Source organism: Flectobacillus sp. BAB-3569, assembly GCF_002270355.1.
GTDB lineage: Bacteria > Bacteroidota > Bacteroidia > Cytophagales > Spirosomataceae > Flectobacillus > Flectobacillus roseus.
The window spans coordinates 13,574-28,655 of record NZ_NJFZ01000003.1; the positions used below are offsets into that span (position 1 = coordinate 13,574).

The following is a 15,082-nucleotide window of genomic DNA, read 5'->3' on the forward strand; positions in this document are numbered from 1 at the left end:
TCATTCTCCAACCTGAAAATTGCCTGATGCTACAGCTCCCTTCCAATATATTTTCAGGTCTATCAAGTCACTTCTCCTCATTTGCTTGTACTTTTGTATTATGCAATTAGATGATAAAATTCAATCGCTGTTAAACAATTTAGAAATTGAACAGCTCAATCAAATCCAAGAGGATTCTTTCCGTAGTATTCAGAATCGACCTGATACCCTGTTACTTGCGCCTACGGGTTCGGGTAAAACGCTTGCCTTTTTATTACCCATTTTTACCAAATTAAAACCAGAGGAAAAACGAGTACAGTGTTTGATCTTGGCGCCTTCACGCGAGCTTGCCTTACAAATCGAACAAGTTTGGCGCAAAATGAGCACAGGTTTCAAAGTGAATATCTGTTATGGTGGTCACAACATGGCAGTCGAAATTCAGAACTTGAGCGAGCCTCCTGCCGTGTTGATTGGTACGCCTGGGCGTATTGCCGACCATATCACGCGCAAAACTTTTGATTTATCGGGTATTCAGACGCTAGTTTTGGATGAGTTTGACAAATCGTTAAGCTTAGGTTTTCATGACCAAATGGAGTTTATCTATGGTCATTTGCGTAAACTCAAAACAAGGGTTTTGGTATCGGCTACTTCTAAAATTAAGATTCCTGAATTTACGAAAATTACGCAACCTTGGGTGCTGAATTTTACGAGAGATGAGGACGAAAAACCAGATTTGAAATTATACAAAGTTATTTCAGAGTCAAAAGACAAAATAGATCGCCTATTCGAATTGATTTGTCATTTGGGTTCTGAGCCAAGTATTATTTTCTGTAATCATCGTGAAACAACCATGCGAACTTCCGATTTGCTTTGGCAAATGGGGATTGAAAATGCCTTTTTTCATGGAGGAATGGACCAGCTTGATAGAGAAAAAGCGTTGATTCGTTTCAGAAATGGAAGTGTGAAGTTTTTGGTAGCCTCAGATTTAGCTGCCAGAGGTTTAGATATCCCTTTTGTAAAACACGTGATTCATTATCATTTACCACTCAAAAATGAAGATTTTGTGCATCGCAACGGACGTACCGCTCGTATGAATGCAGAAGGTTTTGCGTACTTACTTTTGCATAGAAATGAGCATCAACCAGAGTATTTGAATCAAGCAATAGAAGAATTTATTTTTCCTGAAAATACTACTCCTCCTGCTTTCTCCGAATTTACAACGTTGTATATCAACGGTGGCAAAAAGGATAAGTTGAGTAAGGGAGATATCATGGGCTTTTTAGCTAAAAAAGGTAATCTTCAAAAAGAGGACATTGGTGTGATTGAGCTGAAAGATTTTATGGCTTTTGTCGCAGTAAAAAAATCAGTCGTAAAATCGCTCGTCAAAGCTATTCAAAACGAAAAGCTGAAAGGCAAAAAGTATAAATACGGTATCGAGTCTGAGCAGAAGTTTGCATAGGTATAGGCTCAAAGTAACAAAGGCACAGAGGCACAAAGTGATTTATTTTAAACACTTTGTGCCTCTTTACCTTTGTTACTGTTCACTTAATGTCTATCTCAACCCTGTCTGAGCTTTTTTCGGATCTACAACGGTTTGTGAAAAACTTACCGCTGATGTGCCAAACCAGCCAATCGCCTTTTTGGAAGAAGCTGCATTGACATTGTTGACATTGGTGGGAATATTGGCTGAAGGTCTAGCAAATAAGCCACCGTTATTTACTTCAAGTCTAGCTTGTGTCCAAAAGTCAAAATGGCCTTCAGTAATTGAACGTAGCTCAACTTTAATAGTGTCGCCTGCTAAGTATAGTTGTGGCGAAATCGTAGAACGTACAGGTAAGCTAAAGATTAATCCGTCTGCCGCGCCACTACTTTTCTGAATAGCCGCATCGTAGGCAATAGCAACGGTATTGCTCATTTCGAGCATTTTTCCATTTTTGTAAGCTATAATTCTGTAGCAATCTCCGATACCTGTAAAATCACGGGCGTAAAATTGTGCATCATATCCTTCTTTTGGATACCCTTTGTCATCATCTCTTTGGTTGAGTCGAGCCTCATCAAATTGATAAGCAATCGAATCTATTTTCGGTACTCGTTTTAGTTCTGAAACGGCTTGATAGGTTTCACCATTAGCTGTTATTTTCAATGTATAGGTTTTTCCAACTTGACCAATTTTTGGGATGGCAGTCGTTGGTGTCCATACATATTTACCGTCGCCTTTGAGGTCTTTGAAAGTAAACACTTGACCATCACTATCCGTAACAGTTACCGTTGCCCCTAGAACAGGTTTGACAGCAGTATTGGTAAAATAATCTTGTGATTGCGTAAGCGTAATGACTTGACTAGTAGATACATCGGTTACATTTCCGTCGACCACTAACATCGACGGAGCATTGGTAATACCTTGTAAATCAATGACATCTTCACAGCTTGTTAGGCTCAAAGTACCAAGTGCAATCAAAGTATTTAAAATATATTTTTTCATGATTTAAGTACAAGTTAAATTCTTTAAACATCATTTTTACCTTTTCCAATTTGGATTAAAGTGTCATGATTAAAACTTAAAGTTATATGTTACAGCTGGAACGAAAGAACCGATAATCGACAATTGAACGGCTTCAGTTTGCGCAGGGGTACTTTCGTTTGGACGAGTATAAATCGAGAACGGGTTACGACGATTATAGAGATTATAAACCGAGAATACCCACTCAGACTCGCCTTTTCCAAATAACGCTTTCTTGTTTTTCTTGGTAGCCGAAATGTCTAAACGATGGTACGCTGGAACTCTGAAATTACCACGTGTACCTGCTGGAATATATGGATAAACTTGTCCCTCAACCACAAACTGTTGTTCAGGTAAGGTGTATGGCACACCTGTAATATAGGCGAAGTTGGCACCGAATGACCATTTTTTGTTGATTTCGTACTGAGCCAACATATTCAATGTATGAGTACGGTCGTAACGACTGAAGTACCAATTTCCATTGTTAAGCGCATCTATTTTCTTCTCCGAACGCTGTAGGGTGTAGCTAATCCAACCTGTCAACTTACCACGATTTTTCTTAACAAATAGTTCGAGACCGTAGGCACGACCTTTACCAAATAGTAAGTCTTTTTCGAAATAAGGGTTCAAGAATAAATCAGCACGGTCTGCATAGTCGATTTGATTTTGCATTTCCTTGTAAAATACCTCTGCCGATGCTTCGTAAGTATTATCTCCAAAGTTTTGGAAATACCCTAGCGCCACTTGGTCGGCAATTTGTGGTTTGATGTTATTCGTGCTTGATGTCCATACGTCCAAAGGTGTAGAAGCCGCCGTGTTAGACATTAAGTGAACATATTGTGCCAAACGGTTGTAACTAGCCTTAATGGAGCTGTTGTCACCCGTGTTGTAGTTCATCGAAAAGCGAGGTTCCAGATTTTGGTAAGTTTGAATCGTATTACCTTTAGTATTAGGTACAAATGTCAAATCATATCCAGAAGGGAATTCTGCACTGATACCAACGTATTTTCGCTGATAGTAAAAGTCCTCTTGGCTCGAATAGTCATATCTCGAAAAGCGTAAGCCATATTGCACTGAGAACTTTGGCGAAACTTTCCATTCATCACCCACATAAATCGATGACTCAATACCATTTTTGCGTTCTTGGCCAAACGAGCGTGATTCTCCCTCGGATGTGGCCGTAGCTTCCCCAGGTTTGAAGTTGTAAGTTAGGATTTGACCGCCAAAGGTGAGGGTATTTTTAGGCGAAATATAATAGGTAAAATCAGGCTTAAAACTTAGATTGGTAATATTAGATGACCATTTGAAAGCATTGTTTGGTCTTTTATTCTTCAAATCTGAGTCTAAAGCGTAGTCATAATTACTGTAAAAAGCGGTTGTGTTTAAAAATAACTTATCGCTAAATACGTGGTTCCAACGGGCAGAAAGTGTGCTATTGCCCCAGTTAAAGCCAAAGTCTTGTCCAAACACATCACGACCAAAATAACCAGAAAGGAATACCGTATTTTTGTTATCAATATTGTAGTTGACTTTTGCCGTCAAGTCATAAAAGTTAAAACTAGAACCTGCATTGTTGCCAGTCAGAAATGGTTTGGCCAAAATGTCGATATATGAACGACGAGCTGCCACGATAAAAGAGGCTTTGTCTTTCACAATGGGAGCTTCGATAGACAAACGGCTAAAAATCACACCGATACCGCCATTGATTTCTAGGTTTTTGGCATTACCTTCTTTCATTTTTACATCCAGAATAGATGATGCACGACCACCATATTGTGCAGGAACGCCCCCTTTGATGAGTTTTACGTCTTTTACTGCATCTGGATTAAATACTGAGAAGAAACCAAATAAGTGAGATGAATTATAAACAGGTGCATCGTCGAGGAGGATAAGGTTTTGGTCGACACCGCCACCACGCACATTGAATCCCGAAGCGCCTTCGCCTACTGTTGTAACGCCTGGCAAAAACTGAATCGCACGCACTAAGTCTACTTCACCCAAAAGTGCAGGAATTTTCTTAATGGTTTTCATTTCGACTTTGTTAACCGACATTTCCATCGATTTGACATTATCGTCTTCTCTTTTTGCTTTTACAACAACTTCTTCTAGTTCTTGACCATCCTCTTGAAGTTCAAGATTGAGGCTTACGCTTTGTTCGGTGAGTTTAATTTCACGGATACTCTTGCGATAACCGACTGAGCTTACCACTAAAGTATAGTTTCCTTTTGGCACCGTTAGCGAGTAAAACCCATATGTATTAGTGGTTGTACCCGTCATAAGTTCTTTTATAAAAACAGATGCGCCGATAAGACCTTCTCCGTTTTTAGTGTCCTTGATATAACCGCTAACGGTTAATTTTTGATTTTGTGCCTGTAGGCAAAGAGGAAATAATAAGAGGACTACCCAAATGTTTCTTAAAAATGCATTCATGGATAAGTGTTTAAGTGATTGATTGTGTAAAGAAAGTAACATAAAAAACGGTTGAAAGTTTTTATGCTCAACTCAATAAAAGTGTGATTTATGGTTCAAAATTATACTAAAATGTATTGATTTTAATACAATAACTACCAAAAAGTAATTTTGTTTTCTGTTTTATAATTTTTTTTCAAATAATAATTTTTGACCCGTCTTTATTTTTGACAAGCTTAAAACGCTATGCCCCTATAGAAACTGTATTTATATGTATATTTTCCAAAAACATAATATTGAAATGATTTTTTAGGTAAAATATTGCCGATTTTTGTTTTTGAAAATTCTACTCTTAACAGTAAAGTACTTTAAAACTGTATTTTCGAAAAATCACAAGAAAAATATTACTGATAAAAAAAGTGCTAAAGTGGCTTTAATAGAGATATTTGAGGGATTTGTAAAAAATATTTAAAAAATTTTATTGATTCGGCAATATAATACTTATTAAAATTTTTTATTTAATATTTTGTTTCTATATTTGTCATGAAATAAGTAATATATTATCAAGTAGTATGAACTTCGAACAATTAGGCCATATAATTAGGGAGAGACGTAACGAACTTTCCTATAGTCAAGAAGTGCTGAGCGATAAGAGCGATGTTGCTATCAAGACCATTCATTCAATTGAACTTGGCAAAGCCAATCCCTCACTCAAAACTTTAGACAAAGTGCTTGGTGTATTAGGACTGGAGCTAATTGTAGTAAGCAAAAAAGATTAAGAAGAACTATTCCCAATTTTCATATAAAAATATTTAAGTACGAAAACCAATCACGGCATTAAGTCGTGCATCATAAACAACTATGGAACAGGCCATCAGCTACGAACGTATCCCTACAAAAATTTACGCAAACTCAGACGAAGCTTCTCGCTCAGTCGCGCTAGAAATTGCTTCTATCATCCGTCAAAAAGCTGGTGAAGGCAAGCCTGCTGTTTTAGGATTGGCCACAGGGTCATCTCCTAAAAAAGTGTATAAAGAGTTAATCCGTATGCATAAAGAGGAGGGTTTGAGCTTCCAAAATGTAGTTACGTACAACCTCGACGAATACTATCCAATGGAACCAGATGCGGTACAAAGCTATGTACGCTTCATGCGTGAGCAATTGTTTGACCATGTGGATATCCCTTCGGGCAACTGGCATGTGCCAGATGGTACTTTGCCACTGGAAAAGGTTGCTGATTTTTGCCATGATTACGAAGAGCAAATTGAACGTTATGGTGGTTTGGACTTTCAGTTGTTGGGTATTGGTCGTAATGGTCATATTGGTTTCAACGAACCAGGTTCATTGGTGAACTCAAAAACTCGTTTGATGACTCTTGATCTAACAACACGTATCGATGCTGCTGGTGATTTCGGGGGATTAGCTAAGGTTTCGAAAAAAGCTATTACCATGGGTATCAACAAAATTATGGAGGCTAAACGCGTAATTTTGTTAGCATGGGGTGAACACAAAGCCGAAAACGTAGCGCGTGCGGTAGAAGGTTCGGTATCTGCTGATGTTCCAGCATCTTATTTGCAACATCATACCAATGCAGCTTTCGTATTAGATAATTCGGCTGCCTCTCAATTGACTCGTATTCGTACTCCATGGATGGTCGATGCAGTAACATGGGATCGTCCGATGGTGAAAAAGGCTGTTACTCACCTTGCTTTACAGGTAGGTAAACCAGTATTGAAGTTGACAAACTCAGATTATAACGAAAATGGTTTATCTGATTTGCTAGCACTATATGGTCAGGCTTATGATATTAACATCGAAGTATTCAACTATTTACAACATACTATTACAGGTTGGCCAGGTGGTAAGCCAAACGCTGATGACTCTAACCGTCCTGAGCGCGCTTATCCAGCGAAGAAACGTGTAATTATTTTCTCTCCGCACCCAGACGACGATATTATTTCAATGGGTGGTACCTTCCAACGTTTGCATGACCAAGGTCACGACGTACACGTAGCCTACCAAACATCAGGTAACATTGCTGTTGCGGACGACGAAGCGCTTCGTTTTGCTGAATTTGTGGTTGACTTCAACGAAAAGTTTGAAGCAAACAACCCAAAAGCAAACCGTATCTATCGTGAAGCAGTAAAATTCTTGAGAAACAAGAAAGATTCAGAAGTAGATACTCCAGAAGTACGTTATATCAAGGGCTTGATTCGTAGAGGAGAAGCAAAAAATACTTGTCGTTATGTAGGTATTCCAAAAGAAAATGTACATTTCTTGGATATGCCATTTTACGAAACAGGTAAAGTGCAGAAAAACCCAATTGGCGAAGCTGACGTTCAAATTGTAATGGATTTGATTGAAGAAGTAAAACCTCATCAAATCTATGCAGCAGGTGACTTAGCTGACCCACATGGTACTCACAAAGTATGTTTGGATGCTATCATGGACGCTGTAACTCGTTTGAAACACCGCGAATACATGAATAGCTGTTGGGTATGGTTGTACAAAGGAGCTTGGCAAGAGTGGGACATCGACCAAATTGAAATGGCTGTTCCAATGTCACCAGACCAAGTATTGAAAAAACGTTATGGTATCTTCAAACACCAATCACAAAAAGATGGGGTACCATTCCAAGGAACAGACTCACGCGAATTCTGGCAAAGAGCTGAAGACCGTAACGCAAGTACAGCAGACTTGTACAACAAGTTAGGTCTAGCAGAATATGAAGCAATGGAAGCTTTCGTACGTTGGAAATTCTAATTAGAAAAAGCTTGGCGCTAGCGCCAAGCTTTATAAGTTATTACAGGATGTTAAAATAGAAGATTTTTCAGAGAAAAATTAAACATTGGCACATCCGAATTTGGAAAAAGGAATTGATTATAGTGTTTGATTATCAGGCCTTGCGCCTGTGAATTTAGCCGTCGAACTTTGTTTGACGGCTACTTTGTTTTTAGAAGCGTTGAAAAATCAATGAATCATCTGAGTATATCTGAATTTAAAAAAGCTCTTGTTCTTGGTGTGTTTATTCACCAATTTTCAGAAACTATCAATTCTATTTTTAATCTTCATGAAAAAAATCCTATTTACTTTGTTGACTTGTTGTGGAATGAGTCCATTATTTGCGCAACAAAAAGCTCCATCACCTGCACTGCCTGGCGCTTTTGCTGATCCTCACGTAGCTGTTTTTAATGGCAAATATTATATCTATCCAACCACTGATGGTTTTGAAGGTTGGTCTTCCGATTATTTTACGGTATGGTCTTCAAAAGATATGAAGAAATGGAAAAAAGAAGGTACGATTCTCGACTTCAAAAAAGACCTTACTTGGGCAAAAGAGCGTGCTTGGGCACCTGCAATCGCTTTTAAAAACAATAAATACTACTTCTATTTTTCGGCCGATACCAACATTGGTGTGGCAGTAGCCGACAAGCCTACAGGACCTTTTAAGGATGCTTTGGGTAAACCTTTGATTACCAAAGGACAATACCAAGCGCAGATTATTGACCCGATGGTCTTTGTGGACGACGATGGACAAGCCTATATTTATTTCGGACAGGGGAGATGTTATATTGCCAAGTTGAACCCAGATATGATTTCAATTAATGAAGCATCAATGGTTTCGTACAAGCCTGAAGGTTATAACGAAGGTTCTTTTTTGCTCAAAAGAAATGGCAAATATTACTTGATGTGGTCAGAATACGACACTCGTGACCCACGTTATTCGGTAGCGTATGGCGTTTCGGATTCGCCGATGGGTCCTTTTGTGAAAGCTCAAAATAATCCAATTCTCAAAGGCCACGATGAGGTAAAAGGCGCTGGTCATCACTCGGTAGTACAAGTACCAGGCAAAGACGAATGGTACATTGTTTATCACCGTTTTATTATTCCGAATGGGAATGGATACAACAGAGAGACTTGTATTTCTCCCATGCGATTTGATGCTGATGGAAATATCCTGCCTGTTGAGGTTTACGAGAAAAAGTAAAAATATAGACGAGTGCTGTAGACTTAGAGCTATCGCTCATGATGTGATTAGTTTAATTGTAGAGACGCAATATTTTGCGTCTTTAGCAAAGCCATATTTAGAAGAATAGTATCAAAAAAGCGGTCAGAAATTGTTTTTCGACCGCTTTTTTGATAAAATGGGAGACTCATCCTAATCCCGACATTCGGGATGAATCTTATGTATATTTTTAGTACCTACAAGCCGAAAGAACAATGTAAAGAGTTTTAACATGTTTTTGAGTAACTACAGAAATGTTTTTGCCGAAAGCCCATTGCTGAAAGTCGAAAGCCCATTCTTTAGCATATAGCTTAAGGCCTAAAGCCTATTGCAAGTTATTCTTTATTTAAAAAATCCTTTTGCTATCAGGTAGGGAATAATCAACCAAAGAAGTCCTTTGATTAGGAAAAAAAGAAAACCTGCTAGACCCAATTTTTTGAGCCAAGATTGAAATTTATTGGGATTTTGAGGTGATTGATTCATTTTGTATGGGTAATTTCTTTAATAGATTTGGGCACTTTGGTTACATGGCTGATTAATACACCTTTTTTAAGCCTTATGAGAGAAACGATTTTAGAGACTATTTAATTTCCTAGCTAGTAAATTCTAATTCTCTTTCTTATTTCACCTCAAGCTAACTCCACAACGCAAAATACTGAAAAAAGGGTCAATTATTCTTACTTTGGCATAAATTTGGCGCAAGTATTTCTGGTTTATTAGTACACTATGCTTTGACCAATATTTCAAATCCAACTCATTTATTTTCAATCCGCTGATGGCAAAATCTAAAACTTCTAAAACTAAAATTCAATCTGTAACCGAGCCCAAAGAAGCGCCTAAAATTAGGTCCGAAGTCATTTCAATTTTTGACAAAATATCTGTTTGGCAAGGGTTTGGCTTGTTATGGGGCTGCGTGCTTCTTATTTCGGTTATTCTTTTCAAGGACTATCTTTTTCACAAAAAATACTTTTTGTTTCTCGACCTTGGCGCCGACTCTATAAATATCATTTATACCAACTTGATGCATTATGCCGATTATATCAAGTCTGAAGGTATGCCTGCATGGTCGTTTAAGGCTGGGATGGGACAAAATATCAATCCATTTTGGCTAGACCCAATTGCTACTGGTGTTTTGTTTTTATTTGGAAAAGAGAACATGGCAGGTAGTTTGGTGTTGGTGGTAGTGATAGAGATCTTTTTAGCTTCTACTTTCTTTTATGCTTTTTTACAAAGTCTTCATTTACATAAGTTTGCTTCAACGATAGGTGCGTTGAGCTATGCTTTTTGTGGCTATTTGATTGTTTGTAGTACATGGGATTTAAACAAATATCCAACCGAAGTATATCAAGCAGCGTTCTTACTTTTTGCGCTTGAACAATGGATTGGGAAAAGCAAATGGTACTTTTTCCCTTTGAGTATCGCCCTGATTGCCATTCATCAACCTTTTTATTTGTATTTGTACAGTGTTTTGATTTTGATATATACCTTGGTACGCCATTTTGAAGATGCTTCAAAACCTGTCTCTCAATTACTGCTACAACTGCTCGGTTTAGTAGGATTTGGTATTTTGGGCTTAGCTTTGGCTGGTTTTATTTTACCGAGTAATATTTATCAAATTATCGAAAGTCCACGTGTGGCTGGAGGCGTATCTTATTTTGATACCCTTTCGGCGGCTTCGCCATTCGATATGTCAGATGGCGTACAGACGGCCTCTGCATTTTTACGCTTTTTCTCGAACGACCTTTTGGGTACAGGCTCTGATTATCGAGGATGGCAAAATTACATGGAGGCGCCTGTGCTATATGCTGGTATCCTAACACTTGTGGCAGCACCTCAAGCTTTTGCTTTGGCTACTCGTCGTCAGGTGATTATTTATGGCGCAATTGCGTTTGCTTGTTTTTTGATTTTAACTTTTCCTTACTTTCGATATGCCTTCTGGTTGTTTTCGGGTGATTACTATCGTACAGCAGGCTTTTTTATTGTAATATTCTTATTGTTTTTGGCGTATCGTGGTATTTCCCAAATTGTACAAAAATCAGAAATTAATCTTGTGGTGTTAGTGGCAACTTTGGTGGTATTACTCTTTGTGTTGTATGCTCCGTATGAAATACCAAAAGAAAATATAAATAGTCGTTTACGTACTTTGGTGAGCTTTTTTGTAGTATTACAAGCTGGTATTTTGTATTTATTGAGTCGTCCTTCTCTAAAAAATATTGCTCAAATTGGGGCTTTAGTATTGGTCATTGCAGAAATACTGTTTTTGGATAATCCCGCACTTAATCACCGTAATGCGGCTTCAGTCTCCGAGTATAAAGATAAAAGCTCGTTGTTTGAAGATGCTACCAATGAAGCTGTAGCTCGTCTCAAAAAATCAGATACCTCTTTTTACCGAATAGATAAAGATTACGCCTCAAGTCCTGCGATTTTTGCTGGGCTGAATGATGCCAAGCTGCAAGATTATTACGGGACTTCATGTTATTCGTCGTTCAACCAAGTTAATTATGTTCGCTTTTTGTTAGGCATGGGTTTAGTGAAAAAGGGTGATGAATTTAGCACAAGATGGGTAAATGGATTAGGAGGAAACACCTTGCTGGAAAGTGTAAATGCAGTGAAATATGTTCTGATAAAAAATCCAAATATGGATTTGCGTCCGCAAGGATTTACGCCCGTGGATACCGTCGGCGAAGTAAAGGTGTTGCGTAATAATAATGCTTTGCCTTTGGCTTTTACCTATAACCAATATGCCGACGAAAAGACATTTGAACAACTTTCGCCATTTGCCAGACAAAAAGTATTATTACATGCTTGTGTTTTGAGTCAAGAAAAAGGTAAGGAATTAGGCTTGTCGCTTTACCAACAAGCAGATACAACGAGTACGCTAAATGGGGTAGAATATAATGATGCGATTGTTGCCCGAAAAGCTAATCCTTTTGCCATGACTCAATTTTCGGATAATCATATCGAGGGAAACATCAAGTTACAAACTTCACAGTTGTTGTATTGGAGTATTCCGTTTGATATCGGTTGGAAAGCTTTGGTAGATGGGAAAGAGCAGAAAATCGAGAAAGTGAGCTTTGGTTTTATGGGTATTCCATTATCAGCAGGAAATCACCAAATATCGCTTCAGTATGAGGCACCTTATGTGAGTATGGGTACAAAAGTAGCCCTAGTAGCTTGGTTGCTGTATATCGCAGGTGTAGTTTTCTTTTTGATAAAACAAAGAAGACTTATTTAGTGATTTGTGGTTTAGCGAATGAGTGATTATTTTAATTGAAGAAAGAAAGTATATGACTCACTTTGGTAGTATATACTAGTAACTGATATACGGTTAACTATTAACTTTTTTAAAATAATCACTCAATCACTAAATAACTTAAGCGAGTAAATCTGCTATTGCTTTTTCTACTTTTTCAAAGCCAAATTTTTGTTTTACTTCTTCCATCATCGCCGTAATTTCTGCTGTACACAGGTTGCCTATACTTCCTTCGTGTGAGTGTTGTAAATTGCGATTTGGGCTGTATTCTCCTGAGTTGATTTCGTTTCCGATAATTTTGTAAGCTTCTCTAAAAGGCACACCTTGCAGTACCAATTCGTTGACTCTTTCTACCGAAAATAATAAATCATACTTTGAATCGTCCAAGATACCTTCTTTTACCTGAATACCTGACAACATAAAATGTGTCATATCCAAGCAACTCAAAATTTCGTCAAAAGCAGGCATTAATACTTCTTTTAAAATCTGCATTTCACGGTGGTATCCAGAAGGCAAGTTGCTCATTACGAGCATAATATCATTTGGCAATCCTTTTAGTCTATTGGTTTTTCCACGAAGCAATTCTGCCACATCAGGGTTTTTCTTGTGAGGCATAATAGAGCTACCTGTTGTCATTTCGTCAGGAAGTTTGATAAAGCCAAAATTCTGAGAATTGTACAAACAAATATCCATTGCCAAACGAGATAAAGTTGAGGCGATTTGAGCGATAGCTGTTACTGCAAAAAGCTCAGTTTTTCCTCTCGACATTTGAGCATATACCACATTATAGTGCAAGTGATTAAAGCCTAACAACTGCGTTGTCATGGTGCGGTTTAAAGGAAAAGAAGAACCATATCCAGCGCCCGAACCAAGTGGATTTTTATTGGCTAATTGATAGGCAGTTTGCAACATTTCCATGTCGTCAACCAAACCTTCGGCATAAGCCCCAAACCACAAACCAAACGACGATGGCATGGCAATTTGCAAGTGTGTATAGCCTGGCAACAAAACACTTTTGAAGCGCTCACTAAGTTCTGTCAACAAGTCGAATAAACGAAAAGTTGATTCTGCTAACTCTTGCAAACGTGCTCTTGTGAAAAGCTTCAAATCGACCAAAACTTGGTCATTGCGAGAACGACCAGAGTGGATTTTCTTCCCAGCTTCTCCCAATTGACGGGTAAGCATCAATTCTACTTGCGAGTGAACATCTTCGATACCCTCCTCGATGACAAATTCACCGTTTTGGATACCTTGATAAATATTTTTCAATTCAGATTGAACCTGAGCCAACTCATCAGCTTCGAGCAAGCCAATGCTTTCGAGCATACGTGTATGTGCCAAAGAGCCCAATACATCGAATTCAGCTAATAATAGGTCAAACTCTGGGTCACGACCTACGGTAAATTTTTCTATTTTCTCGTTAACAGAAGTATTATCTTTTTGCCAAAGCTTACTCATTTTTAATCTTGAGTTTTAAGTGTTGGAATGGGAATTAGTGAATTGTGAATTTTAAATTGAAAAATTCTACTCACAATTATTAGGAAGCCTTATGGGTTTAATTTTGATATTAATACAATTTTGGCATCCATTGGGTTAAACAATAGACAATTATGCTCATTCACAACTCACTCATTCACTAATTATATAATAGTTTGTTTCAACATTTTGATGTACAAATCAATTCCTTCTTCTATTTCAGAAAGGTAAATAAATTCGTCTGCTGTGTGTGAACGCTCCGAATGTCCTGGACCTAGTTTTAGGGATTGACAAGACAAAACTGCTTGGTCTGAAGTTGTGGGTGAACCGTACGTTTCACGACCTAATGCCAACCCAGCCTGAACGATTGGATGTTCTTTCGCAATAGAGGAAGGTTTTAGTCGAATAGAGCGAGGGTTAGCCTCTGATTCAATATTTTGACGAATGGTTTCTAATATTTCCTCTAAAGTATATTGTTCCGTTACACGACAGTCAATGGTAAAAGTACAGCTATCTGGTACTACATTATGCTGCTTACCTGCATTGATGACCGTTACCGACATTTTGATAGGACCAAGTACTGGAGAAACTTTCGGAAACTGATAGTTTTTAATCCACTCAATATCTTTAATTGCTTTATAAATCGCATTATCACCTTCTTCACGAGCTGCATGTCCAGCTTTTCCGTGTGCAATACAATCTACAACCATCAAACCTTTTTCGGCAATTGCCAAATGCATTTGTGTAGGTTCGCCAACGATAGCAAAATCTATTTCTGGCAAGTCATTGTCCTTGAGTAACAATTCCAAACCATTTATTCCAGAAATCTCTTCTTCGGCCGACGCTACAAACAATACATTATATTTTAGGTCATTACGATGATAAAAGTAACAAAAGGTTGCCAAAAGACTTACCAAACAACCACCTGCATCATTGCTACCCAAACCAAACAATTTCCCTTCCTGAACTACTGGCTCAAAAGGGTCAAGCGTCCACTTAGGATTAGGCTTTACAGTATCATGATGGGAATTGAGTAATACGGTAGGAAGTTCGGGATTAAAATGCTGATTTCGTGCCCACAGGTTATTGATTTTTCTTCTAAAAGGGATATTTCTTTCTCTGAAAAACTCTTCAAGAATATCACCTGTTTTGTCCTCTTCACGACTAAATGACTGCGTAGCAATCAATTGTTTTAACAACCCAATAGCATCTTGGGTTAATTGTTCTTGTAGGGTCATTGGAATCAGCCCGTTTGAGATAAAAAATAAAAATATTAGGTCGAAATTATCATGAACACTTTTGTTAAGCAAACATCCAACAAAAGAATTCAAAAATGCATCGACTTTTGAGGTAACAAGCCTGTCAATATTTGCTTGTTAAGTAAGATTGCATGATTGGGCATTGGGCTGTCAGGTAACGGCTTTCGGCGGTGGGCTTTGGAAAAAAGCATGGCTGTGGT

Annotated in this window: 9 protein-coding genes; 5 read left to right on the plus strand and 4 right to left on the minus strand. The window is 38.1% G+C overall.

Translation table 11 applies throughout. The features are described from left to right. The first annotated feature begins 100 nt into the window (after positions 1-100). Positions 101-1,438, plus strand: coding sequence for a DEAD/DEAH box helicase (locus tag BWI92_RS00895; protein WP_095160247.1), 1,338 nt, complete (start codon positions 101-103; stop codon positions 1,436-1,438). Positions 1,439-1,531: 93 nt separating this feature from the next. Here BWI92_RS00895 and BWI92_RS00900 read toward each other — a convergent pair whose 3' ends face one another. Together BWI92_RS00900 and BWI92_RS00905 are read right to left on the minus strand one after the other, a co-directional pair. Then, positions 1,532-2,461, minus strand: coding sequence for a DUF4249 domain-containing protein (locus BWI92_RS00900; protein WP_095160248.1), 930 nt, complete (start codon positions 2,459-2,461; stop codon positions 1,532-1,534). A 69-nt stretch (positions 2,462-2,530) separates the two neighbouring features. Beyond that, the gene (locus tag BWI92_RS00905) at positions 2,531-4,909 is read right to left on the minus strand and encodes a TonB-dependent receptor (protein ID WP_095160249.1); all 2,379 of its coding nucleotides are present in this window, start codon (positions 4,907-4,909) and stop codon (positions 2,531-2,533) included. A gap of 551 nt (positions 4,910-5,460) precedes the next feature. Between BWI92_RS00905 and BWI92_RS00910 the strand changes: the two genes are divergently transcribed. The 4 genes from BWI92_RS00910 (at position 5,461) to BWI92_RS00925 (ending at position 12,129) form a co-directional block, all read left to right on the plus strand. Then, positions 5,461-5,667, plus strand: coding sequence for a helix-turn-helix transcriptional regulator (locus tag BWI92_RS00910; protein ID WP_095160250.1), 207 nt, complete (start codon positions 5,461-5,463; stop codon positions 5,665-5,667). Between the two features lie 82 nt (positions 5,668-5,749). Further along, entirely contained in the window at positions 5,750-7,651 is a 1,902-nt protein-coding gene (gene nagB / locus BWI92_RS00915) for a glucosamine-6-phosphate deaminase (RefSeq protein ID WP_095160251.1), read from the plus strand. A gap of 307 nt (positions 7,652-7,958) precedes the next feature. Next, positions 7,959-8,876 carry a family 43 glycosylhydrolase gene (locus tag BWI92_RS00920; RefSeq protein ID WP_095160252.1) on the plus strand — a complete coding sequence of 306 codons (918 nt, stop codon included), beginning with the start codon at positions 7,959-7,961 and terminating at the stop codon, positions 8,874-8,876. Positions 8,877-9,669: 793 nt separating this feature from the next. After that, entirely contained in the window at positions 9,670-12,129 is a 2,460-nt protein-coding gene (locus BWI92_RS00925; RefSeq protein ID WP_095160253.1) for a YfhO family protein, read from the plus strand. Between the two features lie 138 nt (positions 12,130-12,267). Here the strand turns inward: BWI92_RS00925 and argH are convergent, their stop codons facing one another. Both argH and BWI92_RS00935 read right to left on the minus strand, forming a co-directional pair. Beyond that, positions 12,268-13,605 carry an argininosuccinate lyase gene (gene argH / locus BWI92_RS00930; protein WP_095160254.1) on the minus strand — a complete coding sequence of 446 codons (1,338 nt, stop codon included), beginning with the start codon at positions 13,603-13,605 and terminating at the stop codon, positions 12,268-12,270. A 182-nt stretch (positions 13,606-13,787) separates the two neighbouring features. Next, entirely contained in the window at positions 13,788-14,861 is a 1,074-nt protein-coding gene (locus BWI92_RS00935; protein ID WP_095160255.1) for a M20 family metallo-hydrolase, read from the minus strand. Between the last annotated feature and the right edge of the window lie 221 nt (positions 14,862-15,082).

Coding starts and splice junctions, on each gene's coding strand:
- BWI92_RS00935 (WP_095160255.1), bottom strand. CDS start 14,861: ATGACCCTACAAGAACAATTAACCCAAGATGCTATTGGGTTGTTAAAA.
- BWI92_RS00900 (WP_095160248.1), bottom strand. CDS start 2,461: ATGAAAAAATATATTTTAAATACTTTGATTGCACTTGGTACTTTGAGC.
- nagB (WP_095160251.1), top strand. CDS start 5,750: ATGGAACAGGCCATCAGCTACGAACGTATCCCTACAAAAATTTACGCA.
- BWI92_RS00910 (WP_095160250.1), top strand. CDS start 5,461: ATGAACTTCGAACAATTAGGCCATATAATTAGGGAGAGACGTAACGAA.
- argH (WP_095160254.1), bottom strand. CDS start 13,605: ATGAGTAAGCTTTGGCAAAAAGATAATACTTCTGTTAACGAGAAAATA.
- BWI92_RS00905 (WP_095160249.1), bottom strand. CDS start 4,909: ATGAATGCATTTTTAAGAAACATTTGGGTAGTCCTCTTATTATTTCCT.
- BWI92_RS00895 (WP_095160247.1), top strand. CDS start 101: ATGCAATTAGATGATAAAATTCAATCGCTGTTAAACAATTTAGAAATT.
- BWI92_RS00920 (WP_095160252.1), top strand. CDS start 7,959: ATGAAAAAAATCCTATTTACTTTGTTGACTTGTTGTGGAATGAGTCCA.
- BWI92_RS00925 (WP_095160253.1), top strand. CDS start 9,670: ATGGCAAAATCTAAAACTTCTAAAACTAAAATTCAATCTGTAACCGAG.